Annotated in this window: 27 protein-coding genes; 19 read left to right on the top strand and 8 right to left on the bottom strand. The window is 43.1% G+C overall.

Going from position 1 to position 26,497, the window contains the following annotated elements; all coding sequences use genetic code 11:
• Positions 1-60: 60 nt before the first annotated feature.
• Positions 61-984, bottom strand: a complete 924-nt coding sequence (locus GT360_RS15845; RefSeq protein WP_164649937.1) for a GlxA family transcriptional regulator — start codon at positions 982-984, stop codon at positions 61-63.
• A gap of 112 nt (positions 985-1,096) precedes the next feature.
• On the opposite strand from GT360_RS15845, the gene GT360_RS15840 reads away from it, so the two are divergent.
• Positions 1,097-1,621 carry a cysteine hydrolase family protein gene (locus tag GT360_RS15840; protein WP_164649936.1) on the top strand — a complete coding sequence of 175 codons (525 nt, stop codon included), beginning with the start codon at positions 1,097-1,099 and terminating at the stop codon, positions 1,619-1,621.
• Positions 1,622-1,729: 108 nt separating this feature from the next.
• Complete coding sequence (locus GT360_RS15835) at positions 1,730-2,290, top strand: phosphohydrolase (RefSeq protein ID WP_164649935.1); 561 nt, start codon at positions 1,730-1,732, stop codon at positions 2,288-2,290.
• Between the two features lie 81 nt (positions 2,291-2,371).
• Here GT360_RS15835 and GT360_RS15830 read toward each other — a convergent pair whose 3' ends face one another.
• Positions 2,372-3,928, bottom strand: a complete 1,557-nt coding sequence (locus GT360_RS15830) for a sensor domain-containing diguanylate cyclase (protein ID WP_164649934.1) — start codon at positions 3,926-3,928, stop codon at positions 2,372-2,374.
• A 161-nt stretch (positions 3,929-4,089) separates the two neighbouring features.
• Between GT360_RS15830 and GT360_RS15825 the strand changes: the two genes are divergently transcribed.
• Positions 4,090-4,848, top strand: a complete 759-nt coding sequence (locus GT360_RS15825) for a hypothetical protein (RefSeq protein WP_164649933.1) — start codon at positions 4,090-4,092, stop codon at positions 4,846-4,848.
• 43 nt (positions 4,849-4,891) lie between these two features.
• On the opposite strand, the gene GT360_RS15820 is transcribed toward GT360_RS15825, so the two are convergent.
• Entirely contained in the window at positions 4,892-5,410 is a 519-nt protein-coding gene (locus GT360_RS15820; protein WP_164649932.1) for a lactoylglutathione lyase family protein, read from the bottom strand.
• A 214-nt stretch (positions 5,411-5,624) separates the two neighbouring features.
• On the opposite strand from GT360_RS15820, the gene GT360_RS15815 reads away from it, so the two are divergent.
• Positions 5,625-6,749: a M14 family metallopeptidase gene (locus GT360_RS15815; protein ID WP_164649931.1), complete on the top strand. Its 1,125-nt coding sequence runs from the start codon at positions 5,625-5,627 to the stop codon at positions 6,747-6,749.
• 43 nt (positions 6,750-6,792) lie between these two features.
• Here GT360_RS15815 and GT360_RS15810 read toward each other — a convergent pair whose 3' ends face one another.
• On the bottom strand, positions 6,793-7,551 hold the full coding sequence (locus tag GT360_RS15810; protein ID WP_164649930.1) for a DUF4344 domain-containing metallopeptidase: 759 nt from the start codon (positions 7,549-7,551) through the stop codon (positions 6,793-6,795).
• 203 nt (positions 7,552-7,754) lie between these two features.
• On the opposite strand from GT360_RS15810, the gene GT360_RS15805 reads away from it, so the two are divergent.
• The 3 genes from GT360_RS15805 (at position 7,755) to GT360_RS15795 (ending at position 11,433) form a co-directional block, all read left to right on the top strand.
• On the top strand, positions 7,755-8,282 hold the full coding sequence (locus tag GT360_RS15805; RefSeq protein ID WP_164649929.1) for a hypothetical protein: 528 nt from the start codon (positions 7,755-7,757) through the stop codon (positions 8,280-8,282).
• 119 nt (positions 8,283-8,401) lie between these two features.
• The gene (locus tag GT360_RS15800) at positions 8,402-8,983 is read left to right on the top strand and encodes a class I SAM-dependent methyltransferase (protein WP_204274602.1); all 582 of its coding nucleotides are present in this window, start codon (positions 8,402-8,404) and stop codon (positions 8,981-8,983) included.
• Positions 8,984-8,997: 14 nt separating this feature from the next.
• A complete protein-coding gene (locus GT360_RS15795; protein WP_164649927.1) occupies positions 8,998-11,433 on the top strand; it encodes a DEAD/DEAH box helicase family protein in 2,436 nt (811 codons plus the stop codon).
• Positions 11,434-11,658: 225 nt separating this feature from the next.
• Here GT360_RS15795 and GT360_RS15790 read toward each other — a convergent pair whose 3' ends face one another.
• Together GT360_RS15790 and GT360_RS15785 are read right to left on the bottom strand one after the other, a co-directional pair.
• On the bottom strand, positions 11,659-11,976 hold the full coding sequence (locus GT360_RS15790; protein ID WP_164649926.1) for a hypothetical protein: 318 nt from the start codon (positions 11,974-11,976) through the stop codon (positions 11,659-11,661).
• An 18-nt stretch (positions 11,977-11,994) separates the two neighbouring features.
• Positions 11,995-12,837 carry a helix-turn-helix domain-containing protein gene (locus GT360_RS15785; RefSeq protein ID WP_164649925.1) on the bottom strand — a complete coding sequence of 281 codons (843 nt, stop codon included), beginning with the start codon at positions 12,835-12,837 and terminating at the stop codon, positions 11,995-11,997.
• A 267-nt stretch (positions 12,838-13,104) separates the two neighbouring features.
• Here GT360_RS15785 and GT360_RS15780 point away from each other — a divergent pair, with 267 nt between their 5' ends.
• The 9 genes from GT360_RS15780 to GT360_RS15740 all read left to right on the top strand — a co-directional run bounded on the left by GT360_RS15780 (position 13,105) and on the right by GT360_RS15740 (position 22,289).
• Positions 13,105-13,461, top strand: coding sequence for a hypothetical protein (locus GT360_RS15780; protein WP_164649924.1), 357 nt, complete (start codon positions 13,105-13,107; stop codon positions 13,459-13,461).
• Complete coding sequence (locus GT360_RS15775) at positions 13,458-13,904, top strand: N-acetylmuramoyl-L-alanine amidase (protein ID WP_164649923.1); 447 nt, start codon at positions 13,458-13,460, stop codon at positions 13,902-13,904. Before GT360_RS15780 ends, GT360_RS15775 begins: the two co-directional genes overlap by 4 nt.
• 23 nt (positions 13,905-13,927) lie before the next feature.
• Complete coding sequence (locus GT360_RS15770; protein WP_164649922.1) at positions 13,928-14,272, top strand: hypothetical protein; 345 nt, start codon at positions 13,928-13,930, stop codon at positions 14,270-14,272.
• 421 nt (positions 14,273-14,693) lie between these two features.
• The gene (locus GT360_RS15765) at positions 14,694-15,272 is read left to right on the top strand and encodes a chromosome partitioning protein ParA (protein ID WP_164649921.1); all 579 of its coding nucleotides are present in this window, start codon (positions 14,694-14,696) and stop codon (positions 15,270-15,272) included.
• A gap of 1,093 nt (positions 15,273-16,365) precedes the next feature.
• The gene (locus tag GT360_RS15760; protein ID WP_164649920.1) at positions 16,366-16,884 is read left to right on the top strand and encodes an RDD family protein; all 519 of its coding nucleotides are present in this window, start codon (positions 16,366-16,368) and stop codon (positions 16,882-16,884) included.
• 440 nt (positions 16,885-17,324) lie between these two features.
• Positions 17,325-18,194: a hypothetical protein gene (locus GT360_RS15755; RefSeq protein ID WP_164649919.1), complete on the top strand. Its 870-nt coding sequence runs from the start codon at positions 17,325-17,327 to the stop codon at positions 18,192-18,194.
• Between the two features lie 184 nt (positions 18,195-18,378).
• Complete coding sequence (locus GT360_RS15750) at positions 18,379-19,344, top strand: LacI family DNA-binding transcriptional regulator (protein WP_164649918.1); 966 nt, start codon at positions 18,379-18,381, stop codon at positions 19,342-19,344.
• A 411-nt stretch (positions 19,345-19,755) separates the two neighbouring features.
• The gene (locus GT360_RS15745) at positions 19,756-21,384 is read left to right on the top strand and encodes a PTS transporter subunit IIBC (protein ID WP_164649917.1); all 1,629 of its coding nucleotides are present in this window, start codon (positions 19,756-19,758) and stop codon (positions 21,382-21,384) included.
• Between the two features lie 98 nt (positions 21,385-21,482).
• Positions 21,483-22,289 carry an endonuclease/exonuclease/phosphatase family protein gene (locus tag GT360_RS15740; protein WP_204274595.1) on the top strand — a complete coding sequence of 269 codons (807 nt, stop codon included), beginning with the start codon at positions 21,483-21,485 and terminating at the stop codon, positions 22,287-22,289.
• A gap of 81 nt (positions 22,290-22,370) precedes the next feature.
• On the opposite strand, the gene GT360_RS15735 is transcribed toward GT360_RS15740, so the two are convergent.
• On the bottom strand, positions 22,371-22,793 hold the full coding sequence (locus GT360_RS15735) for a DUF3010 family protein (RefSeq protein WP_164649916.1): 423 nt from the start codon (positions 22,791-22,793) through the stop codon (positions 22,371-22,373).
• A 266-nt stretch (positions 22,794-23,059) separates the two neighbouring features.
• Between GT360_RS15735 and GT360_RS15730 the strand changes: the two genes are divergently transcribed.
• The 3 genes from GT360_RS15730 to fos all read left to right on the top strand — a co-directional run bounded on the left by GT360_RS15730 (position 23,060) and on the right by fos (position 24,991).
• Positions 23,060-23,485, top strand: coding sequence for an N-acetyltransferase (locus tag GT360_RS15730; RefSeq protein WP_164649915.1), 426 nt, complete (start codon positions 23,060-23,062; stop codon positions 23,483-23,485).
• Between the two features lie 330 nt (positions 23,486-23,815).
• Complete coding sequence (locus tag GT360_RS15725; RefSeq protein WP_164649914.1) at positions 23,816-24,193, top strand: hypothetical protein; 378 nt, start codon at positions 23,816-23,818, stop codon at positions 24,191-24,193.
• Positions 24,194-24,592: 399 nt separating this feature from the next.
• On the top strand, positions 24,593-24,991 hold the full coding sequence (gene fos / locus GT360_RS15720; RefSeq protein WP_164649913.1) for a fosfomycin resistance glutathione transferase: 399 nt from the start codon (positions 24,593-24,595) through the stop codon (positions 24,989-24,991).
• Positions 24,992-25,211: 220 nt separating this feature from the next.
• On the opposite strand, the gene GT360_RS15715 is transcribed toward fos, so the two are convergent.
• Positions 25,212-26,486, bottom strand: coding sequence for a family 8 glycosyl hydrolase (locus GT360_RS15715; protein ID WP_164649912.1), 1,275 nt, complete (start codon positions 26,484-26,486; stop codon positions 25,212-25,214).
• Positions 26,487-26,497 lie beyond the last annotated feature (11 nt).

Raw genomic sequence — 26,497 nt, 5'->3', positions numbered from 1 at the left:
TTGAACTTGAGAGCCGATACAAGCAGTATCGGCTCTTAAAGAGTTCTTTATTTCGACCACTCAAGCCATACTCCGAAAACGCCTGCGAAACTCCACCGGCGTCAAACCCATCAGCTTCACAAACACCTTGCGACAGGCGCTGCTATCTTCATACCCTACTTGCCTCGCAATCACCTCAAAAGACTCGCTGCCTGTTTCCAGCAAATCACACGCTTTTTGAATTCGAACGCGTTGGATGTACTGATTCGGATTAAACCCAGTCGCTGCTTTAAATCGTCTCTGTAACGTTCTTACTGTCATATGAGCGTCATCGGCTAATTGATCGACAACCAGTGTGGCAGCAAAGCAGAGATTGATGTGCTGTTGAACATTAACGATAGCTTGATCTCCGTGCTGCAAATCAGGCAAAAACTGCTGATAAAAACGCTGTTCTCGAGGGGCAGTATCAACAACCAACATCTTTCCTACCAGCCTCATTGCGACAGGGGAAGCGAAACGGGCAATCAACTCTAGTGCTAGATCGAGCCAAGACATCATGCCACCCGCTGTAATAATGTCCTGATGGTCAATTAAGATCTTGTTGCTATCAATATCAAGCTTTGGATAGGACGCCTTAAGTGCCTGTGCTAACCCCCAGTGTGTGGTGATCGACCGATGTTGAACCAAACCCGTTGCAGCAAGCACGAACGCCCCGGCGCAAGCGGATGCCAACAAAGTACCTTGGCGATGCTGTTCAACCATCCACTGTAAATCTGATTCCAATGGAGCGAGGTAATAAATGTCCTTGGTCGCAGGTGGCAATAGCAATACATCGAAACTGCCTGTCAGCTCATCAATTTTCTGGAAAACCGTTGGTACAAACTGACAACGCTCTTCAAGCTGTAAGCAAGCTCGATTGGCAAATAGAAATGCCTCCTCTAGCCCATAAACGGCTGATTTTGAGGCTCCAGAATAATGAAATATTCCCACATGAATTGTTCGCATAGCACCTTGTCGCTTTTGAACTGCATTGTGTCATTTTAGACTCTAACCATTTGAGTTCAACTGCAACATACTACTCCTACACTAGAACCAACGACTCTGACTGGAGACGACTATGAAAAAGAAAGCCCTACTCGTTATCGACTTGCAGGATGACTATTTTCCAGAAGGAAAATACCCACTTTGGAACACCGAGGAGACGCTTAGTAATATCAAAACAACGATAACGAAAGCACATCAACAAGACATCCCTGTGATCCACATTCAACATATCGCAGACCCTGAAAAAGGCCTAGCTCCCTTCTTCAACAAAGGTACAGCAGGAGCAGACATTCACGCTGAGATCCTCGCCGCTGCCCCTGATGCGGATATTGTCATCAAAACATTCGCTGATGCGTTTGAACAAACGAATCTCGAGGAAGTTTTACAAAAGCATCAAGTAACAGAACTTCTTGTCTGCGGAATGATGACTCAGAACTGCGTCACTCACACAGCGATCTCCAAAGCGGCAGAGAAATACGAGGTTTCAGTCTTAATGGACTGCTGCACAACCGTGGATGAAATGATTCACAATATTGCGTTGAATGCTGTGTCGACACGAGTGCCACTCGTGTCGGCCATGCAAGCACTTGAGATCTGATACTGAGCGGCATTGATACACAAATAAGCACATCTACGATGATGCTTTGCACTATTCTTCATAAAACAAGTTCATATAGGTTTGAGTAACCGTATTCGGAGAGACACCATGCAAGACATCGAAATAAAATTAGAAAGACCACGCGTCGAAATGCTCTTTGCACGCTATCGTGACCAAATTGGTGAAGACTATGCGGGCTACCGAAACCACGTTTACCGCACCATCACCTACGCTATGCACTTTCTTGGTAACGCTGAAGAGTATGAGCAAATTGTAGAAACCGTGTTCGTTTATCACGACATTGGTTTGTGGACGGATCACGAACTCGCCTATCTCGAACCCTCTGAAGCGGTCGCTCTTGCAGACAACGAAGAGTTTGGTTGGGGACTAGACCCCGACTTATTACGTGGCGCCATTCACTGGCATCACAAAATCACGCCTTATACTGGCCCTAATACCAAAGTCATAGAAGCCTGCCGCAAAGCAGACTGGATTGATGCATCCAAGGGGAAGGTGAAAAAAGGTGTCAGCAAAGAGGTCATTGCGAACGTTGAAGCCGCTTTCCCGAACAAAGGCTTCCACGACACGCTGTTGCGATTAGCAAAAGATTACGGCGGCTCAACACTGGTGGGTGGATTAAAAGTCACCCGCGGCATTGTTAAATGGTAATCGTAGTCGAATAGCGATACCGCTCTTCATCTTGGGCGGTATCATTGGAAATGATAATGGTTGGGGAAATCTGCCTCCACCTCAGGCAGGTTCGGCCTCCGTCTCATCCATAGAGCGATTAGACGACAACGGTTCAAAACATACCACGGCATTTTTCCCCGAGCTTTTTGCTGTATAAACGGCCTGGTCGGCGGCATCTATCAGCTCTTTTGGACAAATAGTGGCGATGCTGTCGGTATCGGCAACACCAATGCTCATCGTTAGGCTCACCTTATCATTGGCAGTTTGTACTTCAAATTCCGCTCTTAATCTCTCGGCAAAGGAGTAAGCATGGACAGCGTCTTGGTCTGGACAAAAGATAACAAACTCGTCCCCTCCCCAACGGCAAACATAGTCACATTCTCTTGAGCTATTTACTAAGAACTTAGCCGCTTTTTGTAAAGCGAAATCACCCGCAATATGACCACATTCGTCATTCAAACGTTTGAAATTGTCCATATCGATCAGCATTAGTGAGGCCACACGATTGCTTCGCTTAGATCTACTCAGCTCTTTGGTCAGAACATCATCTAAATGGCGGCGATTACTCACTTGAGTGAGGTGATCAAGGTTGGAGTGCTCTTGAAGAGTATTCAATAGAGTGAGATCTTTTATCAAACACACGATCGCCATCTCTTTACCCACAATTTTTGACTCAATCGAAACACTCAATTCTATCGTTGAGCCATCTTTCTTTACCCCTTTAACAGGCAAACTATCTCGCTTTCTTTCTGGGGTGACGCCCTCTTCCTTAATAAATCCACGCCTCATTTCCGCGTGTTTATCACGCATGGAATCTTCAACCAGTGCCTCAACACTCAACTGGTAAAACTCTCGTTTGGTGTAGCCAAAAATATCTAATGCCGCTTGATTCGCTTTCTTTATCTTTCCGCGAGAGTTGATATAGATGATCCCGTCCGGTGACGAATTGTAGATAGCATTCAGCTCTTTAAGACTTCTGGCCTGTGAGCGCAGTGTGATGATCGTGGTGTAAGTAGAAAACAAGAACAAAGGTATCAAAGAGAACCCCATGAGCACGGTGTTCATACTCATTTGAGCCACTTGATCATTTAAGGCTACCTGACCAGAAATGATTTTAGAGAGAATACTGTCACGCAATAGCTCAAGGGCCCGTGCTGCTGGCTCATCATCCACTTTAATCATTTGATCCAGCTCTTCCGTCGACATCAATCTCGGTACATTTCGAGCGGTATTTAGCTGTTGTGAGTATTTGGATAAAGTGTTGACTAGAACCTGAATCGATTCACGGTCACTTTTGTCAGTTGAGGGGTTTCGCTTTAACTCTTGCAGTGCAGAATAAATCTGTTTTTGACTGTTGAGTGCAAGCTCATAATATTCGGGAGTACGTCGAATCAGATAGTTTTTGTAATGATGAATAAAACCCACGTAGCCAAAACTGCGCTCCACTTTGACCAAACTTGCTGATGCTTGAACATATTGGTTCTTCAACTCCTCCCAGTCCTGACTCAGCGCTTTTATTCCTGACATTTGCGAATAGATAAAAAACAGAATGAGTAGCTGCGCCAAGACAGCAACCACAATGGTCATCCATAACTGTTTCTTGTTACCTATCAACACTTGTTTTACCCATCCTTAATTTACAATAGAAGAATATTAGTAAACAAATTGCATAAATCAAAAATATGACGCTTCGTCAATATGTTGTCGATCTCAGATTGAACAAATAACCTCAGTTGCATATCCTTTATTCATCTTACACGAACGGCAAGGAAGCGACTGTGAAGCAATCTACTCTTCTCGTTTTGACGTGTCTCATTTCAGCTTTTTCACATGCGCACGAGTATGAATATCTAACGGCAACACCGAGAGGTCAATGGTACGTTAACGCGATTGAATCTGACCGACTCTTCCCGGTGTCACAGCAGTCCATCAATCAACTCTACGACTACTATGTGGATATGAAGCTCAAGAGCCCGTGGGAAAGCAAAGACCGAATCCTCAAAGATCCCAATTTTTACTCATCTATCCGTTCATTCTCAGGAGAAACATGCGGCTTGCTGTGGCGTTATACCCACAATAAACCCGCCAAATATCGAGTCAATGGCATAGAAGAGAAACCCCAACTCAACGTGACTAGAAAAGAAACTACACCGTTTTTCGACCAAAATTGTCCATGGTATGAAGAACGTTACGGAATCACCTTTAAGGGCAAGCAAAATGCGTACTATCACTTTCTTGCCGCAGGGAAGAACTTTAACAGTCAGGACTTTGGATTTGCTATCCACAAATCAGGAGCAAGCTTTGGCTATGGGCGCGGAAAACGCAAACATCTCGTCTTTTCGATGCAGACCTATTTTCTGGGAGTGGTTGACGGCCAAATTGCTTCTGACACATTGATTGAGAGAGACATCGCCTTAATAAGTCCGATCTATATCCCGATGACGATTCAAGATATTTCGAGGATAAACTCAGAAGCCGATGCGTATAGACAGTGTAGTGACCAAGCTAAATTTATTTTGCCTCAGCCAAAACAATAGCGAGCAAACGGTGGTAGCACTTCCAAGCGCTACCACCAAACCGTTAATATGCACCCGCGCTATATGTGAGCTCGTAACTATGAGAGTAAATTTCTAGGATATTGCCAAACGGGTCTTCCATGTAGATCATGCGATATGGCTTCTCACCTGGATAGTAGTATCTCGGCTCTTTCATACGTTTCTTACCCCCAGCCTCAACAATCTTCTCCGCCAACCCTTCTACATCTGGGTCTTGAACACAGAAGTGGAACACCCCAGTTTTCCAGTACTCAAAGTTGTTCTCCGGGTTCTGAGCATTCTCGAACTGGAATATCTCAACACCAATGCGGTCACCCGTTGCTAGATGCGCAATCTTAAAGCTATTCCATCCACTGCCAAAAACATCGGTACACATCTCACCGATTGGCGAATCATCTTCCACAATTTCTGTGGGTTTCATGATTAGATACCAACCTAAAACCTCGGTATAAAACTTCACCGCAGCTTCCAAGTCAGGAACACTAATACCAATATGGCTAAAGGTTCGAGGATAAGTATGGTTTGTGTTTGGGGGTGTCAACATGATCGTTTCCTTTCTATTGAGTTAGTGACGCACTGTGTTGCTACGTAGAAAGGGTAGTTGAAGATTCAAAATCGTGTATTTTTGACCACTGTTTGATGAAACTTAGATTAGTCACACAAAGTGCTTAGCGAGTGAACATTCAGCCTCTGCATCCCCTTAATGTAAATAGAAATGTGTTACTCTTACAAAACCTCAACACAAGACGAAAACAACAATGAAAATCTTCAGTAACTTCGAAAGCGGCAACATCAACGTTGTCTCAGCGGATTCCCCACAAAACATTCAACTGACCATTCCAGCGGATAACCAAACCGATATCGCCCAGTGGTTTCACTTCCGCTTAGAGAGCGAGGCGCAACAAGCACACCACTTCACCATTAATGAGTTGGCAAAGTCGGCCTACCCTGAGGGCTGGAAAGACTATGATGTGGTGGCATCTTATGACCGAGAGGAGTGGTTCCGTATACCTGCTGAGTTTGATGGGGACAAATTGACGTTTAGCGTCATACCAGCGCATGAATCGATGTACTTTGCTTACTTCGCGCCGTATTCATACGACCGTCATCAAGACCTACTCCATAGCGCTCAAGTTCACCCATACTGCAAGCTCGAAACACTGGGTCATACGCTAGACAACAACGACATTAGTCTGCTGACTATTGGTGAGCCAAGCGAGGAGAAGAAAAACATTTGGGTTATCGGTCGCCAGCACCCAGGTGAAACCATGGCAGAATGGTTCATCGAAGGCCTACTGCACCGCCTGCTTGACGAGACTGACACCGTTGGCCGTGCACTTTTAGACAAAGTCGTGATTCGCGTGGTGCCAAACATGAACCCAGATGGCAGTATTCGTGGTCACCTACGCACCAACGGCATCGGTGTGAACCTAAACCGCGAGTGGCAAACACCATCCATGGATCGCAGCCCAGAGGTTTACCTAGTGCGTGAACGCATGCTGGAAACCGGCGTTGATCTGTTCCTCGATATCCATGGTGATGAAGCGATCCCATATAACTTTGTTGCGGGTGGAGAAGGTATCCCATCCTACGATGAGCGCATTAAAGATCTTGAAAACCACTTCAAGCAAGCCCTGCTTACCATCACGCCTGAGTTCCAAGATGAAGTCGGTTACGACAAAGATGAACCAGGTAAAGCGAACCTGACTGTCGGCTCTAACTGGGTGGGTGAACAGTTCAAGTGCCTGTCGTTCACGATTGAAATGCCATTCAAAGACCATATCAGCCAAGCCGATGAGCTGTATGGTTGGTCGCCAGAGCGCAGTGCGGCGTTTGGCCATGACACGCTAGCGACTGTGTGGGCGACCGTCGATAAGCTGTAATTCGCAAAGGGGCAGAGCCATCACACTCTGCCCTTCCAAGGAACTACTCGGTCATCGCCTGCCAGCTGCCTTTTACAATTTCATAGTCATCAACACAAGACTCTCCACGCTCCTCGACAAACGCCTCATCAAAGATATCCGTCTTTTGCTGCATCGCTTCTGGGTCACTACCAAAAATCAAACAAAGGGTCTGATAGTATCGCTGCTCATCCAAACTGTGTTCACCCCAGAAATCTTCTTCCATAAACTCATCAACTTCCTCAGACTCTAGAGCAAACATCAACGCGGCATCGAACGCCATCCGTTGCCCTTCTTCAAAGCCTTCTAATAACCAAACCGTCGCGAACGAGTCAACCGCATCTTCCTCTCTGCCGAGCACTGGCAAACCATTAACGTAGACCAAGCCATGACCAATTTCGTGCAGAAGCGTATGAGCAAGTACTCCATCAATTGCTTGCTGCATTTCGTCCTCAGACAATGCTGGTTCTATAGTGTTAAACTGCTCTTCAATCTCAGTAACGAAAGCGTAAGGCATAAGCAGGGCTTGATGCTCAGAGTCAAATAGCGGTCCATCTTCACCGCCATACCGTATTGTAAGGTGACTCTCTAAATTGACGGTTTCATCCATCAAGTCAATGACGCGCTGCGTAATATTGTTTTTATTTATCTTTTCTAAGTTCACCTTGTCTTGGCTTGTTTGAGTGGCCAAATACTCAACATCTATCTTTGCGAAAGTAAAGCCAGACAATGTGAGACACAAAGTCACAGCAATTGACTTGAGCATTAATAACCGAAATTCCATTTAGGTTCCTTGTGAAAATAATCAGCGTTTCCTTAACCTTATGAACACTTTCCGTTTATCGCAATAAACTGCAATATCATTGAAGGTCGCTGTGACGAAAAGAGTACCAGCGTTAACAAAGGCTAATGGAGTGTTGCAATCTTCATATACGAAACTTCGCAGCTATGCGATGATGTTCAAAAAGCAGACAGACTCCATATAGCATGAACGATCAGATTACTTTCTGGTATCAAAAGCGCCACCTGAGCTATTCCGGTGAAAACCAACCCTCACCAGAGTCTCAAACCTATCTCAGCCAACTCGATAGCGACATACTCACTCCCATAGAGCAACACTTCGGCCCTATCACCATCACCTATGGTTTCACCTCAAACTCGCTCCTGAACTACATCCGTAAACACAGCCCCGGCGACATGTGTCCGAAAATAGATCAACATGCTGCTATGGAGCTTAACACACGAGGCAATCGCATCTGCGAACGTGAAGGTGCGGCTTGTGATTTTGTCGTACATGGTTTTGAAACCGAGATGCACGTTATTGCGAACTATATAACGAGCCATCTCACGTTCGACCGACTCTACTTTTATGGCAAAGACCGCCCGCTGCATATCAGCGTGGGCCCTGAGCAATCGCGTTATGCGTTAATCAGAAATACAAGAAGTGATGGCCTTCGCGTTAACGGGAAAAGTGCAGTGGGTGATGCCACACGTGAACTATTTCTTGAAATGTAGCTGCCTGGCGTGGGCATTGCGTAAACTCTTGGCGAATTCTGTAGAACGGCTGATAGACGAGCGAAACAAGATGATGCAAACTAAGTTCTTAAAGCAACTCAATGAAAGTCCTAATGAATATAACCAACCAGTATTACAGCGAAAACGCTCTAGATTTCTTTTCTAGCACGGTTAATGTAGATGTCCAGAAGCTATACGAACAGTTTCTTCCGCATGTACCAAAACGAGGGAAAATATTAGACGCTGGCTGTGGTTCTGGTCGAGACAGCAAATCGTTCCTAGATCTTGGGTATAAAGTCACCTCGTTAGATGCAAACGAATCTTTGGCCAAGCTGGCTGAAGAGTACCTAGGTCAAAAAGTCGTGGTTGCTACCTTTGACTCGTTTGAGGCTGCCCCCCGGACGTTTGATGCTATTTGGGCGTGTGCTTCACTCTTACATGTGCCGATAAATAAATTACCGATGACATTCAATCACCTCGCTCAAGTGCTGAAATCTGGTGGAGTTTTCTACTGCTCATTTAAGTATGGCGATATTGAACAAGTCAGAAATGGTCGTTTATTCTCAGATCTAAATGAGGCAAAACTGGCAAATATACTCATTTCTTCCCCTCTATGTATCAGTCAAACATGGGTTACTTCAGATGCTAGGCCGGGCCGAGAGTCTGAAAAATGGCTAAATGCGATTCTTACAAAGAAATAATGTGGTAAAACGATATGCCAGTTCAATCCCTAACGCTTAAAGATAATCTCTTAACAATTGGTGGTGACGATCCTCTGTTACCCCAACTGATACATGCAATAAACCATGCTACTGAGATAGAAATCGCTGTTTCATTTATTCAGCCGTCAGGTCTCGATTTATTGTTACCCAGCATTCATGAGGCAATAGAGCGACGAGAAAATACAGACTCCCCTCTGAAGCTTCGAGTTTTAACGTCTGACTATTTACACATTACCCACCCTATCGCTCTTAGAGCGTTGATTGAGCTCGAAGGCGAGCATGTTGAAGTTAAGGTGTTTGAAACTAACAATCGCAGCTTCCACTTAAAGTCTTACATTTTCGTGCGCACTGACGCTGCTAAGTCCTTTTATAATGGTACTGCTTATATAGGCTCTAATAACATTAGTAAAGCAGCCCTGACGTATGCTCATGAATGGTGTCTCAGGTTGGACTATCGCCAACCAGAAGACTCAGCAGAGGCAAAACAGTTCCACTATATCCGGGAGCAGTTTGATAAATTGTTCCATCACGCGTCTGCTGTGAACATTACTGATGCATGGATTAATCACTACATTAAGAATAGAAAACCACCTAAGCTATCCGTGGTTGGAGACGCTAGTCTCCTAGATGAAGATGAGTACACTCCTAACCAAGCGCAAGTCGAGGCTTTGGAGGCGCTCAATAGAACTCGCTCTGCTGGTTTCACTCGTGGACTGGTTGTTATGGGCACGGGTATGGGAAAGATGTGGCTGTCTGCGTTTGATGCAAAGCAGATGAACGCCAAACGTGTACTCTTTGTCGCTCACCGAGAAGAAATATTAACTCAAGCACTAAACACGTTCGCTAAACTGTGGCCAGAAAAATCAGCAGGGTATTATAACGGCAAGGAAAAGTCGCTCTCAAAAGACATGCTATTCGCTTCTGTTCAAACAATTGGGCAGTTAACTCACCTTTCGAACTTCGACAAAAGCCACTTTGATTATGTGATTGTTGATGAGTTTCATCACGCTAGCGCAAGAACTTACATTAATGTGCTGAACTACTTTGAACCTCGTTTTCTACTGGGTTTAACGGCGACACCTGAAAGAACAGACCAAGCAAATATCTTGTCACTGTGTAATGACAACTTGGTATATGAACGAAATTTAGTCCACGGAATAGACGATAATATACTGGTTCCTTTCCATTACTACGGGATTTGGGATGACTCAGTCAACTACCAAGAGATCCCTTGGCGAAATGGTAAATTTGACCCATCTGAACTAGACGCACAATTTGCTACTACGCAAAGAGCCTCTCACATATTCAAACACTGGAAAGAGAAAAAGCAATCCAGAACTCTTGCGTTCTGTATATCAAAAAAGCACGCTGACTACATGGCGGAGCATTTCAATAATACGTTTGCTAGCTTAGGCTACAAAGCTCTCTCGGTTCACAGTGAATCGACTGTATTGCGAAACGAAGCACTAACTATGCTCGATAAGGGCGAGATTCAGGTTCTGTTTTCGGTCGATTTATTCAACGAAGGTACAGACCTACCCTCTATCGATACTGTCCTAATGCTTCGTCCTACTGACTCAAACATCATTTTCATTCAGCAATTGGGGCGTGGCCTCAGGCGTCATGAAGACAAAACACACTTAGTTGTTTTGGATTTCATTGGGAACCATCGCTCCTTCTTGAATAAACAAGAGATCCTTGGAATAGAGAAGGGCTCTGACTTATCCGAATACAAAGGACAACCTGTAGACAGTCCGAAACTAGGTAAAGGATGTTTTACAAATATCGACCCTGAGGTTGTTAATTTTTGGCAACAGCTTACAAAGAAATTACGATACTCCGCCCAAGAAGAATTTGAACATCTCACCAATCATTTAGGACATCGTCCAAGAGCAGTTGAGTTCTATCACAAAGGTTATGACCTAAGCAAAGTAAATAAGCAAAACGGCAGCTGGTTAGAACTCGTTGCTAGTATGACAGGTAGCGATAACCTAATTGCTATAGCTCGAAGCCACAGTGATTTCTTTTTAGATGCTATCCAAAAGATGAGTATGACAAAATGCTTCAAAGCTATATTACTCGAGGCATTCTTGGAGCTAGACGGTTTTAATCACCCTCCTACAATCAAGGAATTATCACAGAAAAGCTGGCACGTTTTATCTCGTTACCCAAAACTCAAGTCACGCGACCTTTCATCTAAAGTCAAAGAGGCAACACCGGAATCAAAAGAGTGGATTCAGTACTGGTCTCGAAACCCAATTAATGCTTTGACAGGCGGTAACAAGACGAAAGGTAAAGTTTGGTTTAGTCTCTCCGATGATAGAATGATGGCAAACTTTTCAGTAGAGCCAGAACTTATTCAAGACTTTCATGACTTCACAAAAGAGTTGGTTGATCTCCAGTTAACAAAATACTCTGAGCGAAAATAGATAGTGAAGTCTAACTCAATGCATAAAACGCCTCGTACTGTATTTGCGTGCGTACTCCCTTTGCCCTAACGAGATTAAGCAGCTTCTCATTGAGACAATAGCAATGAGAAGCGCTTAAGGGTTGGATGACCAATTTGGGCTATTTGCGCGCTTTGAGTAGATTCTGAAACGAGTTCAGAATGACCTAAGGAAACGACGAGCGACGGCTTACAGGTCTAAACCCAATCACCCATTCACCAACACCTTATCCATCTCTCGTGCGATCAGGTAGTGCTTGGCCGCTTGGTCACAAAACACGTAACTGACTGCTCCGCATGGTGATGGGATTCTCTTCACTGGGTTGATAGACCCGGCGTTGTGAATCAGTGACTTTAGGCTTTCTCGTGAGCCAATATTGAGGCTTTCCATCAGTTCCTTATCGGTTCTTGGTGTGGGATAGGCGTTGCACAGTTCATCTAGCATCTCTCGGTGTCGTCCTGATGTGCGAGAGATCATTTTGCGAAAAATGTTTTGTTTCTCTTGCGAGCTGAAATTCAATCTCATCACAGGTCCCCTTGGCATCTATCCCTTGTTGATGATCGCGGCAATACGATCTTCGATAGGATTTTTGGTTTCACGTTTTTGGTAGGCTTCAAGGGCTTTTTCAAAGCTAGTCTGTGGAAGAGCGGTTATTGGTTTGGGCGTGCGAATCGAAGCACCAGGTGTCACACTCATCGATAAATAACCCTGATGAGGCTTGTTACGTCTTCGTTTTGACGTCTTTAAGTGGCTTTCTTGGGCGCGTTGTGAGCGATAAAGCCAGTTGTTCACGAAGTAACGGAGTGAACTTGGGCTCTTGCGTTTTTCAGGATGTAGGATCAACCATTTGCGGATGGCGTCGAGTTGCTCGGAGATATCGAGCAGAGGATAGGCTTGGCTCAACGGTTCAACAAAATCGCTGCACAGTCCCACCTCCCCTTCGCTGCTGAGTAGGGTGATCACCACTGCGTTACTGTGACCGACAGTATGATTTAATTCAGTAGATCTATTATTTATATTTGAAGTTAAGGTTATGTCGGTCACTCTGTCGTCATCCGTCCTCTTTTTGTGAGCTGACTCGCGACTCTCTGTCACCCCTGTATCGCTACTTGCCAGGCTCTCTAAGTTGAGTTGATAACGGTTACTTGATTGAACACCGTGCTCATCAAATCGGTTTACGTGAGTCAATAATCCCTTATTACAGAGAATCTGTATGTGACGTTGTATCGTGCGTATCGACACCTCACAGTGGCGTGCCAAACTGTCATGGGAATGAAAGCTCACGCCTTGGGCGTTGGCTTTTTCAGCCAGTTGGATCAATAACATTTTGGTGATAGGAGAGCCGGTAGAGACTTTCATTGACTGGAGTAACAGTTTGATTGCCATAGTGGTGTTCGAGTCCTTATTGAGAAAAAACACCGCTATCAATACAACACTTGTTGCCAAGTGAAATCGCAGGTTTGGTATGAGTGCCCATTGATATGGATATTTTTGCGGTCGCCTGAAACATTTATGTAACATTTATTTGCAGAGCTTTGAAAAGTGATAAGTGGGCCGAAAACTTGTTCTTCTGCCTGAGTTTTCCCGTTTTTCACGATTTCACCCACGACTTTCCCTGTTATCTTCATGTCCTCGTTTTCACTAAGAGGAGAGATGTTATTGCTGAACAGTGTGATACTTAAAAGCGCCATGGTTAGAGAATATCTGCTCAAAGACTTGAGTGCTTTACACCTGGGGCAAGCGTTGCCCCACTATCCAGATAGGTTGGAGAGTGAAACTCTACTATGGCTATCGATTAAAGCGGCCAAACGTGAGCGCCTTGGGTATAGCGTTTTTCACGTTTTCTACATTGGACGAGAGAGTAAACATTTAGATGTGGTGGAGTCGTTTGTGCTTAAACGCTTGGCGATGGGGGACTGTAAGAAAACGATTGAATTATGTCTTGAACACGCGTTAGAACGCTACCAGTCAGTGCTCGTTGAGCAAGTCGTGGAGGAAATAGACCAATGAAAAGGATAACGATTCACTGTAGCGCAACCCCAGTGACAATGGCGCTAGATGCCAATGTGATTCGCCGTTGGCACCTCGCTCGGGGTTGGTCTGACATTGGCTATCACTGGGTGATTAATCGTGATGGTCGCATTGAAGCCGGTCGCTCTATGCAGCGAACAGGCGCGCATGTGAGAGGTCACAATCACCACAACATCGGCGTGTGCTTGGTGGGTGGCGTGTCTAAACAGTTTTCGCCAGAGAATAACTTTACCGAGGCTCAATGGGATGCCCTCGCCCAACTCATTGTGGTGCTGAGCCACTGCTACAACATCCCTCTCGCCAACATAAAAGGCCATCGCGATTATGACGCTGCTAAAGCCTGTCCCTGTTTTGATGTTGGTGACTTTATTTATGCACGTTTTCACCCAGTCATAAGACAACCTGAAATAAACCCTTCCTGAAAGAAACTCTAGAGGAGTCGACTTTGACCATTTGGCAACGAATATTTGGCTCAAGCGAGCTACTGAATCAAGGGCTCAACACGATAGCAAAGACAGGAGATGCGATGTTTTTTACTGATGAAGAGAAAGCAAAATACAAACTCTCCCTACTCAAGGCGTATGAGCCATTCAAGATAGTGCAACGTTCCATTGTGTTGCTGTTCACCGTGCCTTATGTGTTGTTGCACTCGGTGGTGGTGATTGGGTGTATGCATGGGTTCGACTGGCAGCCGATCAGCGACATGATCAACGAGGCGTTTGGGTATCCGGTGTTGGCGGCGGTAGGGTTGTATTTGACCGGGGGGGTGCTGCCTAAGAAAGGGAGTTAGAGGGATGTTGGGTCAGAGTTAACGACAAGCTATTCTCTCTGACCCACTATTATAGCGATTGGTCATTTACCGAAGTACTGTAGCTTTCGCGTTTGACCCCAACCCAAATGTGAGCCAGAGCAGGATGGAAGGTGATTTCAAACATCGAAACTTTACATACCTTCCGATATTCCTTCAATTCCACTTCCCAGAAAAACGTATTAACCCGTAAAACTAGGGATGTAAGATAATTTTTAATTGGTTTAGCTACACATAGTACCAATTAAATTGTTTCGACGTACATAACTCATGGAAATTATTATTATCAATATGAAAACTGAAGTCAGAAAATCCAGAATAAAACCAAATTCTCATTATTGACACTAGAAACCAATTTATAAACCTGCTCTACTTTCAAACTATATAAATTGGAGGTAAAGACATGAAATTATTGACAATAATGTTAATATTATTTTCGATCATAGGGTGTAAATCTGAGCACAGTGAAGTAGAAAAATCCAATGCGAGTAAAATAGCTCTTTCTGATGAAATGATTGCAGAACTAAAATCAAAGAGTCGTGTTACAGAGCAACTAGATTACATTTATAAACATTATCATCACCTTCTAGATCGCTCGGATAATCTTGCTGGCATCGATATTAATAAGAATGGAATCAGAGATGACATAGAAGACTATATTGACAATCTTCAGGTAGACGAACCAACAAAACATTTAGTAAAACAATTCGCTCATGCATTCCAAAAACCGATGCTCCACGATTTCAATGATGATACTCACGAAAGTAAAATTCTTGCACGTAAAATTGCAAAGTTGCATACAAAAGCCCATGCATGTCAAGCCTATATGAATATTAGTATTGATAACCTAAATGTAACCGACAAGTTAACTTCCCTAACGTACAATACAAAAGAAAGAACACTCGCTTACTTACGTTATAACTCCTTGCTTAGTGGCGGTGTCTATACCTTGCTACCCGCTAAAGGAGAGTATTGTGAATAAGTTATTTGTTTCCATGGCTTGTATGATATTCACTACTGCGGCTAACCTAATACAAACAGCCGAACTAGAAAGCACTGTTGCCAGCCAGACATATTGAAAAAATGCATCTTTACTACAATCAATCAGGCATCGAAAAAGGTCAGTTACTTTTGCTTAAGGACTCAAAAAAACTTTGAGCAAAAATTCAATGAACTCACGTAAGTGCATCTATATTACTGGGATACGTTATGGGAGCTATCTAGCGGAAACACTGACAGTTCTGTTATCACAGATCGGTAATGATCAAATCTATGGAATTCATGAAAGAGATCATCTTCGTCACATTTGCCAATACTAGAGTCGTGACTTCGAATCCAAAATAGAGATGCTGGGCACTTCGCAACTTAGAAGTGCCCTATTGTTTTCTATTGAACTTTGCCAATACCGTGAGCATACCTAGCCCCCGGACAATATTTTCTGATGGTCAATTGCCTTACTGAGCTACCTCGAAAGGCTCCAGCCAAGTAGGAAAAACCCGAAAAAGAACAAGAAGCCAAAGGTCAGGAATACTTTTCTCAATATAACTTGCACCTTCTGGCCTTCTTTGGTCAGTTTATAACTATCACAGAACAGAAAAGCGACAGATTCAAAATACCCTCCAAGACCGATTTTCTCTTTCTTGTAGCGGCTTAAGTAGATACCTCCAAATACACCGACTATCAAGAAAACTAAAAAAAGCAAAGCAAGCATGAACGGTACAGGTGGTAGTAGCTCATATTTCTCTCCAAAAGGTGGCACTTACAGAAAGTTGCCTTCAGGCTTGATAATTAATCAACTGGTCAATAAAGATAACTTTATTGCCATTCATGAAATTTATATTAACAAGGTCATGTAAAATAACAATAAAATCCAGATAATTATTAGTAACCAAAGAGAAAGGGACACATCAAACATATATTAACTAAATTAACATTAACGTTCATCAAGGTGAAGTGTTCACTATTGAATTCTATGCACAAGACCTATTTATTGAGCAATTTGAAAATAAACAATTAGATTGCATTATGTGGCCAACCAAAATATATTAACGAGACAACAAACCGGAGTTTAATACATGGAAGAACAAATATCAGTCAAATCTAATACTAAATTAGCTTCTAGATGGTCACGTTTTTGGGCTGTAATCATTGATAGTTTAATTGCTATGGCTTACACGATACCAGTGCTTTGGTACACCGACTTCGGACAAAGAATAATGGCGGTAGGTAATTTGCCACTCTTTGAATCACTTATATTCATGCTTTACAGTTGGGTGATGTACCTCTTGTGCCATGGCTATCTGTTACATACAAAAGGTCAAACCATCGGGAAAAATGTGTTTGAAATCGCAATTGTAGATGCAAGCGATAACTACATTGGGTTACCAAAACTATTCCTAAAGCGTTATCTGCCGATCACTATCGCGGCTTCGCTGCCTATAGTGGGTCAGTTTGCAGTTACCATTGATGGCTTGTTTGTATTTCGCAAGGATAAGCGCTGTATTCACGACTTGATAGCCGGAACAAAAGTCATAGCATTAGAAGCATCAACTAATAATGTAGCAGATGACAGTAAACCTCTTACTGAGGCCTAGTAATGGAATTAGTGTGTTGGACGCTTGTTGTGCTCGGATTATTCCCGAAAGGCCATGACCATGATTGAACCTCAGCTAATACTCATCATCGTGTTTAGCCTTTGTTCTCTTTGTGTGACATTGGGGTATGTGAAGCTATTACTCTGGCTTTCCTTCACTTTCCAAGGATCGGTAAAGTTCACTCTTTCTATGATGGTTTATGTGGTGTATGCAATGATGATGGTCGCACCATTGTTTTACATGGTTAGTATCAACCTTCCTTCTATCCAGAATTCTGTTTTGGCTACCTTTTTGGTTCTATTTTTGTATGGGGTTAATATGGCCCCCTCTCTCTATGTTTTGACCCAGTATAAAGAGCGGTTACAGATAGCCGGCTACTTTCAGGAGCGTAGATAAGCGCAATAGTTAGCATAATGGGTTCGAAATTTTATAGGTAAAGTATGTCTATGCAAGAGTATAAATTAGGTTCTAAATATCGGTATTTATTGTATTTTGGTCTGGCCTTTATGGTCCTAATGTTAGTGCCTGCTTTGTACATCGTCGTTAACCCTGAAGGCAGTTCCAACAGCCGTGTTGATAATGTTATTTTTTCCGCTCTTAGTTTTATCTATCTCATTTTTATTGCTGTTATGTTCAAATCTCTACGTGATTTTTCTTCCAATCATGTTGCTGTTGACCAGGACGGTATTTGGTATCTACATCTCGGAAAGTCTAAGGGACTAATTCCATGGAATAGGATATGTAGAGTCAAAGAGAGAGCCGGAAGCCAGCGTTTAGATCTCGTTGATATCAATGATGACATTCTCATTAAGGTGAGTTATCAACTAGAGGGCTTTAGGGCTCTGAAAGCATTTATCGTCGATCATATTGATATGGATTTTAAAGTTGACAATGTTTCTAGCTCCAAGAATGTCCTTTATCACGTCGGCTACGTTTTGAGCTTTCTTGCCATTCTTGCTGGGTGTTTTTGGCTGTTAATGCAACAACGTGGGGATGCCATCTGGCTGATGATCATGGGTCTCTTTATGTTTTTATTTTGTCTTTATGAATACTTGACCACCTCAACTGGCTTTAAAATAGATCAGGATACTTTAGTCATCACTTATCCTCATACTCAACGGTTAATCAGCCTGAAAAAAATCAAAGATGTGTACGTCCGTGAATATTCGCTAAAGGGTAATTTCCATTATGAGGTCTGTATCTCTTTAAATCGCATTGCCAAACCTTTTGTGTTACGCAATGTTGGTATGGGTTCGATAGAGTTGTGTGAGTTACTCAAAGCCTCTATTGAGCTTTCAAACAACAGGTAAGTCCAATCAGATATAGCAGCGCTTGGCATCAAGCTCTGCTTGCTCCCTGCCCTTTACTTCCTGTCAACACATAGTGAGGTGAACAAAAATCAAACACTCATGCGACTACCCTGTTTTATTTGCTGTGTTGTCCGCCAATATATTGGATACTATGGCAATAATGGATGATTGTAGGAAGTATTCGATGAGTAAAAAAATGACCATGGCAGAGATTTCAAGGCAGCTTGGGATTTCGACAATGACCGTGTCACGTTACTTTAATGACGGTTATGTTTCGGAGGAAAATCGCCGTAAAATTGATGCTATCGTCAAAGAAAGTCATTACACACCGAATATATTTGCTCGTTCCATCCGTAGCCAATCTAACATTATTGGTTTCGTCGCTCCTCGTATTGAGTCGTATACAACAAGCTTGGTGATTAAAGGGGCGCTCGCTGCTGCCAATGAATCACAAGTTCGAATGCTTTTTCATGCCTCTGGGTTTAACCATGAGTCAGAATGCCAAGCGGTGAGAGAGTTTAATGGCCTCAACGCATTGGGCACGATTATCATTGCTTCAAAGCACAGTGTCGAAGAGACGTTTTATCAAAGCTTAGATAATGTGTTGTTTATTGGTAAAAACAGCCCCCACCATTGCTGTTTACATTACCCAGAACAAGAAGCAATTACAGCGTTAGTTTCACAAACCATCACTCAATTAAAACAGCAGCAGGCACCGCTAGCAGCCGCACATTATATTTATGATGAGCGTATGCTTTCAAGCCGTACAAAGCTGATGCAAGCCACCATTACTGACACCGTCCCTGAGTTGGATTTTTCGTTGCAAGCACTGGCCAACTCAGAGCAAAAGGCCTGTTACCAAGACATTCAATTGCAGCCGAACCACGTCTATTTTTGTGCTACCGATAATATAGCCATTCGTTTATACCGTCGCGCTAAAGAGCAGCAATTAAAGATTGGTCATAACGTGTGGATTGTCGGCATGGGCGACTATGACTACAGCGATCTATTAGTCCCTAGCCTGACTAGTGTCGCCTTTAATTATTATGAAGTGGGCTATCAAGCGGTTAAGAAATTGATCAAGCGCGACTTCAGTTCCGTTGAAGGCACATTCGAACTCAAAATGAGAGAAAGCTCACAGTTCCTTTAGGGTTATGAGGTTCACCTCACAGTTTTTTTAAATTTGCATTGAGTCAAAATAAATTCCATTTAACCTCTTGTGTTAACGATAACATACGAAGTGGCACAGAAGCATAGATGACTCACAATAATAGTATGCGCTTAACGCCAGTCGTGTGGTGGAAGAAGCGACCGACCACCAAATCTATCCCCGTAGTTTATTGATACAAACCAAGACGCCAATAATGGCATTCGCGCTATCATGGATTTATTGAGTAATTCCAGCTGAGATGAGCACCCCTGGTTCATCGAGTCTCGAGAGAGCAATGATAGCCTTCAGCGCGATGCGTACATTTGTCGTAGTGGTTGTAAGGACGCACTAAATAGTATTTATGGCAAGGCGTTAAAAAACGTCGCCAGTTTTTAAATCGAGGAGTTATTTGTGAGTAAGTTACTGTCGTTTGATTTTTGGCAACGATTCGGGAAATCCCTGATCGTTGTAATCGCGGTGATGCCTGCAGCGGGTATAATGATATCCCTAGGTAAAGTTGTCGCGATGTATGCCGGGGGTATTGGAGCTGTTGAAACATTAGGCTCCATTATGGAAAACATTGGTTGGGGCATCATCGTTAACCTTCATCTTTTGTTTGCTGTTGCTATTGGTGGCTCATGGGCAAAAGAGCGTGCGGGTGGTGCGTTTGCCGCGTTGATCGCCTTCATACTCATTAACCGCATCACTGGGGTGATATTGGGTGTCGATAACGCTATGCTCGCTGATCCTGATGCGGTTGTGATGAGCTTGTTTGGCACTGAACTCCCTGTATCCCAATTCTTTACCAATATTTTAGGCGCACCGGCGCTCAATATGGGTGTGTTCATCGGTATTATGTCTGGCTACTTAGGTGCCAACTTGTACAACCGTTATTACGATTTCGCTCGCCTACCTGAGGCATTAGCCTTCTTCAATGGCAAGCGTTTTGTACCTTTTGTGGTGATTTACTACTCGGTAATCATTGCTCTTATTTTGTCGATTGTATGGCCTTTAATCCAAGGTGCACTTAATGATTTTGGTCAATGGATTGCAACCTCTAAAGACACTGCGCCTATCGTGGCTCCGTTCCTGTACGGTACATTAGAGCGTTTACTACTGCCGTTTGGTTTGCACCACACACTAACCATTCCAATGAACTACACCGAGTTGGGTGGTGCTTATGAGCTTCTAACAGGAGCGAATGCAGGCACAAGTGTTTATGGTCAAGATCCATTGTGGCTTGCTTGGGTAAGTGATTTGAACAACCTTAAACTGAGCGATCCAGCCACTTATCAGCATCTATTGGATACTGTGCACCCTGCACGTTTTAAAGCAGGTCAGGTAATCATCGCTGCATCATCATTGATTGGTATTGGCCTTGCGATGTACCACTGTGTTGATAAGGATAAGCTGAAGCAATATAAGCCGATGTTCTTGTCTGCGTGTCTTGCAGTATTGTTGACTGGTGTAACTGAACCAATTGAATTCATGTTCATGTTCATTTCGCCTGTCTTGTACATTGCCCATGCCGTGTTAACCGGTGTTGCATTTGCATTAGTGGATGTAATGGACCTACGTATCCACTCCTTTGGTTTGATTGAGTTGCTCACTCGTATCCCAATGATGGTTTCAGCAGGCATTGGCGGCGACTTAGTTCGTTTCGCGCTAGTGTGTATTGTTTTCTTTGTAGTTAACTACACCCTATTCCGTGTGCTGATTGTGAAGTTCCACCTGCCAACTCCGGGTCGTAAGGGTAACTACCTAGACGAAAGTTCAGAAGGCATGTCGGAAGAAGAGAAGCTGGACATCATCATTAAAAACCTAGGCGGACGTGGCAATATTGCTGAGATCGATGCTTGTATGACTCGTCTACGTATTACCGTTAATGACCCAGCATTGGTGGCTGAATATTCACTATGGAAACCAACGGGTGCACTTGGCGCGGTAATCAAAGAACAAGGTGTACAGGTTATTTATGGCCCTGGTGTCGATAGAATTAAATCTAAGCTAATTGATAGATATTCAGCGCAACCAGCGTAATTCGTTCTCTCTGTTGGGGTGACTAACAAAGAGCAATATCGATAAACGCAGCATTCGTGCTGCGTTTTATCTCTAAACAGTAAATGAGCGAATAATAAATGAAACTAATGACGCTAAATACCCACAGTTGGCAAGAAGATAAACAACTAGAAAAGCTGGATATTGTAGCGCAAGCCATTATCGAACAAGACTGCGATGTGATTGCACTGCAAGAGGTGAATCAACACCAAGATAGCCCTGTCCTTGATGCCGATATATCCAGCAATCATCCTGTGTTAACGGATAACTACGGTTATTTGTTGCAGCAGAAACTCATCGAGTACGGTTACCACTACCAACTGACGTGGGATTTTGTTCACCAAAGTTATGAAGTCTATCAAGAAGGCCTTTCATTTTTGACGCGACTACCGATCGTTGAGCATGAGGTCATTGATTTAACGGACAACTATGATGTGAGCTACTGGAAACATAGACGCGCCGTGCGTATTAAAGTTGCTTTTCCACAGGGTGACGTCGATTTTTATAATTGTCATTGCGGTTGGTGGAATGACTCGGAGTACCCGTTTGAGGATCAGTTCAACCGTATCTCGGCAACCTTCTCAACAGGATTGAGCTTTCTATTAGGTGATTTCAACAACCCCAGCCACATACGTAATGAGGGGTATGATTATGTATTGCAGCGCGGTTTAGTGGATTGTTATGAAATTGCAGAAAAGAAAGATTCTGGGATCACTGTGATTAAAAACATTGATGGTTGGGAAGAAAATAGCCAGGCGCTGCGGATTGATTTTGTTTTTAGTAATCAACCAGTGTCGGTAAAGCAGCATCAGGTGATTTTTAATCACGACTTTTATCCGGTGGTATCGGATCACTTTGGGGTGTTGGTGGAAGTAGACATCACATAGTGTTTACTAAATTGGCACCGTATATATAAAACCGATAGAGACCCTATCGGTTTTTTTACACATTCAAACTAGAACACTGCCCTACTTCATGATGCAGGCGTAGGCCACCATAAATGCAGGCTCTTGGTATTGCTTTAAACCCGTCTCTTTAAAAGGCACGAGCAGTGGGTTGCGCTTTAGACCCTCTTTGATTTCTGCTGGTGCGATAACATCGACCTTAAGTCCTTCAATCAGCTGAATAGCTGCTTCCAACTTGAAACCCACTGCACCACCAGCAAACTTACCTTTAGTTTGGCGCTGACGGATCACAACACGCTCAACCTGATAATCTTGCATCAGCTTTGCAAATGAGAACTGAAAGTCCCTCATCTTGGCGGTGTCATTCGCATCGCCAATGGAAATTTTTGCCACGCGACAGTCAGGGATATTAAATACGCCATCAGAAAGGGTTAATAGACTGACAATCGCATCATTACCACTAAGTTCAACACCACAAATTTTCATTTTATTACCTTGTTATAGATGAGGAGCAGAGTATAGGAGTTGTGGCTGGATAGTACCACCCCAAGTGCGCACTTAAATAGCTCATTTATACTTAGAGTCGTACTGGTACTGATTTCGACAGACACGTATCTGCCCCTTTCTGCGTTGTTTTTTTCCAAGCGCTGAATTAAGTTAGTTACTACTTGCCGTCCATTTTCTAACGCCGGGATGAACATCTTCGGTGGTACACTATCTTTAGTCAGAAGGGTTTCATATAAGAGTTTCAAATGATCAGAAAGTACGTAGAGAAAGATATAGACAGTGTTCTCGACATTTGGTTAGAGGTATCCATTCAAGCACATGATTTTGTTGCTGCTGACTTTTGGCAGTCTCAATTGGATAATATGCGTAATGTTTACCTGCCAATGTCAGAAAGCTATGTCTATGAGGTCGACTCGAAAATAGTCGGCTTTTACTCACTTTACGAAAACCTTCTAGCTGCGATTTTTGTGAGCTCAGATTATCAAGGGAAAGGTATTGGTAAGCAGCTTATCAATGATGCAAAAAAGCACCGTTCATCACTAACCCTAAGTGTATTTAAAGAAAATGACGCTAGCCACCGCTTCTATGTTTCACAGGGTTTTGAGGTCGTAACTGAGCAAGTCGATGTACATACCGGTCAAGCCGAGTACACAATGCGGCTAGTTAAGTAACTCGAAAGTGCCCCATTGTGTTTTTCGTCCATTTAGGATCAGAGACACTCATGTCAAACATGCATTAATTTTACTAATCTGAATTTGTCTACAAAATGTAGACCTTACCCATTGTTCAATGGTGGCACATATAGATTCTCTATTTCCCTATCCATAATTTCATATCTAACTGCAATAGATTGTCGCCTTTTAACCTACAACCCTACAGTCAACACGTGTACAAAGCAACAAAACGCATTACGCTATGCAGCGTGAAAGGCACACGAAAGCAGTGTACTGCAACGAATTTAAAGCCGACGAGAGTCTTTTAGAGAAAAGTGGACACCTAATATGGTAAATAAAATTTTATTACTGACGGCATTGTTACCGACAGCTTCTATTGCATCAGAGTTCATTCAATGCAATGAGATAGAACCAACTATCCCAGGTATGGGCGAAAGGCATAGCTTTGTCATAAATGAAAATTCAATTGGTCACGGATGGTTATCAAGTATGACTGAGTACGAAATTGTCGAAAAAAATGAGTCTGGCTATGGAGGTATATTAAAGAAAAGTGACGGAGGTTATAGTAGAACCTTATCTATATCATTTCGACGATTTGGTAACATCAATGATGATAGGGTTACACACATTCTTATTTATGGTTCTACGAACGATAAGGGAGTAGTTACCGTGGCGAGTACTGACCTACTTAGTTGCGGCAACTAGAGGACAAAATCTTTAATTCATAGAGATGGAATCAAATTATTATAAACCAAATATCGCACATCTAAGCTTACTCTTGAAAACTCTCTTTTCTGAGCTCAAAAAGGCGAAGAGGTATAGCAACTCAAAGTCTTTCGGTAATAGTAACTTGTGACACATTTTTGCACCGGAGCTTGTAAGGGTAACTGCACTACATATTTTCTGGCCATGCTTTTTATCCAAAAAAAGTTGCTCGATCTCGATATTTTCTAAAGCTACCCCGTAGTACAGATGACTCGACCTATTCTCTGTATCTTAAACATATTGATTCAGCGCTGAAGCTTAAAATGAAAGGCGGCATTATGTGGCCATAGAATCAAGACATTCGTCGTATACAAAGCGTTTTGTTTAATGGAGAAAACAATGATCTCAGGGCTCAATCACATTACCATTGCAGTTAGTAACTTGGAGCGTTCTATGAGTTTCTATCGAGATATTTTGGGCTTCACTGCTCGCGCTAAATGGGATAGAGGAGCTTATCTTTCTGCAGGTGAACTCTGGTTTTGTCTTTCTTTAGATGACCCTTGCCCAAAGACCGACTACACCCATTTAGCTTTTGATATTGAATCAAAAGAGTTTGGATCTTTTGCGAAGCATTTAATTTCACTGGGTGTAGAGGTTTGGAAAGAGCATCAGAGCGAAGGAATGTCGCTCTATATTCTAGACCCCGATGGTCATAAATTAGAGATTTACTCTGGCTCACTGGAAACCAGATTAGAGGCCCTAAAAGAGAAGTCATACAACGGGTTTGTTTGGCTTTAAACCTAACGACAAACTCTCAGAACTCAGCGATGCTTGCTCTAATCTGGCCCAATCCTATATAGCGATGCAACCATTACAGAAGAAAGGTGCTTCTTTAATATACGTGCATATACCCCATACAGGAGGAGCATCCTTTATTTCCAGTTAGCTAACGCTATATGACTATCTATGAGATTATGTGATAGTACTTATGAGCTATACAGCTAGCGGTGCTGAGCGTTCAATATAGTTTGAAGTTACCTGTTACGTGAAGCATAGCTAACATATACAGGCAGCCATTATAGTAACGCCAATCACCGGTCGGTTGGCTTTCTGACCAAAAATCGTTAAAGAAGTCTGTAGCGATCGAACTATCTGTCGAGGCTAACGTAGCAACAGCATTTGTGGCCTTTTGACCAGTACCTGCACACTGCTGAGTTTCGGCACTACCGTAGGAATAAAGCTGCTTGTAACATTTGTCACTGCTGGCATTTTTGTCATAGTCTAGGAACCCAAGAAGACTATTAATTGTATCCTTGTGCCAACTCTCAGCACCATAGAGATGTGCGTCAGTAGCGACGTTCATAGCCACTCGCCATGCGTCATACTCATACCAGTGCCCAGGATTTGCTTGACCATTAAATAGGTAGTCGATAATTGGTTCGCCATTATTTTGAGCTAGGAAAGTGGGTAGGTTCCAGTGCGGGTTACCACTGACCTTAGTGAAGTGATTTTTTAAGAAAACTCGACTTTTTGTGGCAGCGGAGTTCCAAAAGTCACGTTCATGATTGCTAGAAACCCGTGTGGCAAAATAATTGTAAAAAACAGGAATATGGTATGAAGGGTCAGTGAGGTTGTCCAAGTATGGAGAGAAACGAATTATTGAATCTTCCATTAGTTTATTTCGGATTACACCGAGTATTTCAATCGCATCATCATAATAGTTAAACTCTCCCTGACTCCCCCAGCGCGCATCGGCATTTAATAGGGAAAATGCAAAGTAAAGCTCGCCATCAGGGGCAGGGCCATCGTCATTTTTATACACATAACCATTGCTATCAAATTTTAGCTGCCAAGCATATACTCCTTGCTTATTAGGATCGCTATGGCTCCAGCTATTTTTTTGATATCGGCGGGCAAAGCGCCAAAGATTATCAAATTCCTCTTGCTTGTTCATCATTACAGCGATTGTCATACCCCAGGATTGCCCTTCTGAGCGAATATCATCACCACTAGTGGGGTTAATGGCTCGTATATAATGTGCCTTGTATTGTCCATTTTCGCTATAAGCATAGTAAAGCTGCTGTTTGCCGTTGTATCCAAACATGCTATTAAACCCCTGGTTTAGCTTGTCTATCCCATTGGTTTTACCAAATTCAGCGGCGAGATTTCGATATTTCCCATTGAAGAATGCTCCCTGAGTTGGTGGACTGGCGTTAAACGCTGCATAGCTGGGAAGTGAAGCAGTTGTGAAGAGTAATAGTACTAGGATATATTTTATTATTGACGAGACCATTATGTGACTCC

This window comes from Vibrio astriarenae (genome assembly GCF_010587385.1).
Taxonomy (GTDB): domain Bacteria; phylum Pseudomonadota; class Gammaproteobacteria; order Enterobacterales; family Vibrionaceae; genus Vibrio; species Vibrio astriarenae.
Note: the sequence above shows the minus strand (reverse complement) of the source record. Positions and strands in the feature narration are given on the sequence as shown.

Bases quoted from the DNA above. Each gene is read 5' to 3' on its own strand.
- GT360_RS15845 (WP_164649937.1), bottom strand. From the start codon at position 984: ATGCGAACAATTCATGTGGGAATATTTCATTATTCTGGAGCCTCAAAA.
- GT360_RS15760 (WP_164649920.1), top strand. From the start codon at position 16,366: ATGGAAGAACAAATATCAGTCAAATCTAATACTAAATTAGCTTCTAGA.
- GT360_RS15735 (WP_164649916.1), bottom strand. From the start codon at position 22,793: ATGAAAATTTGTGGTGTTGAACTTAGTGGTAATGATGCGATTGTCAGT.
- GT360_RS15725 (WP_164649914.1), top strand. From the start codon at position 23,816: ATGGTAAATAAAATTTTATTACTGACGGCATTGTTACCGACAGCTTCT.
- GT360_RS15815 (WP_164649931.1), top strand. From the start codon at position 5,625: ATGAAAATCTTCAGTAACTTCGAAAGCGGCAACATCAACGTTGTCTCA.
- GT360_RS15775 (WP_164649923.1), top strand. From the start codon at position 13,458: ATGAAAAGGATAACGATTCACTGTAGCGCAACCCCAGTGACAATGGCG.
- GT360_RS15790 (WP_164649926.1), bottom strand. From the start codon at position 11,976: ATGAGATTGAATTTCAGCTCGCAAGAGAAACAAAACATTTTTCGCAAA.
- GT360_RS15805 (WP_164649929.1), top strand. From the start codon at position 7,755: ATGAACGATCAGATTACTTTCTGGTATCAAAAGCGCCACCTGAGCTAT.
- GT360_RS15765 (WP_164649921.1), top strand. From the start codon at position 14,694: ATGAAATTATTGACAATAATGTTAATATTATTTTCGATCATAGGGTGT.
- GT360_RS15780 (WP_164649924.1), top strand. From the start codon at position 13,105: ATGTTATTGCTGAACAGTGTGATACTTAAAAGCGCCATGGTTAGAGAA.
- GT360_RS15795 (WP_164649927.1), top strand. From the start codon at position 8,998: ATGCCAGTTCAATCCCTAACGCTTAAAGATAATCTCTTAACAATTGGT.
- GT360_RS15755 (WP_164649919.1), top strand. From the start codon at position 17,325: ATGTCTATGCAAGAGTATAAATTAGGTTCTAAATATCGGTATTTATTG.
- GT360_RS15835 (WP_164649935.1), top strand. From the start codon at position 1,730: ATGCAAGACATCGAAATAAAATTAGAAAGACCACGCGTCGAAATGCTC.
- GT360_RS15810 (WP_164649930.1), bottom strand. From the start codon at position 7,551: ATGGAATTTCGGTTATTAATGCTCAAGTCAATTGCTGTGACTTTGTGT.
- GT360_RS15715 (WP_164649912.1), bottom strand. From the start codon at position 26,486: ATGGTCTCGTCAATAATAAAATATATCCTAGTACTATTACTCTTCACA.
- GT360_RS15820 (WP_164649932.1), bottom strand. From the start codon at position 5,410: ATGTTGACACCCCCAAACACAAACCATACTTATCCTCGAACCTTTAGC.
- GT360_RS15750 (WP_164649918.1), top strand. From the start codon at position 18,379: ATGAGTAAAAAAATGACCATGGCAGAGATTTCAAGGCAGCTTGGGATT.
- GT360_RS15740 (WP_204274595.1), top strand. From the start codon at position 21,483: ATGAAACTAATGACGCTAAATACCCACAGTTGGCAAGAAGATAAACAA.
- fos (WP_164649913.1), top strand. From the start codon at position 24,593: ATGATCTCAGGGCTCAATCACATTACCATTGCAGTTAGTAACTTGGAG.
- GT360_RS15785 (WP_164649925.1), bottom strand. From the start codon at position 12,837: ATGGCAATCAAACTGTTACTCCAGTCAATGAAAGTCTCTACCGGCTCT.
- GT360_RS15730 (WP_164649915.1), top strand. From the start codon at position 23,060: ATGATCAGAAAGTACGTAGAGAAAGATATAGACAGTGTTCTCGACATT.
- GT360_RS15840 (WP_164649936.1), top strand. From the start codon at position 1,097: ATGAAAAAGAAAGCCCTACTCGTTATCGACTTGCAGGATGACTATTTT.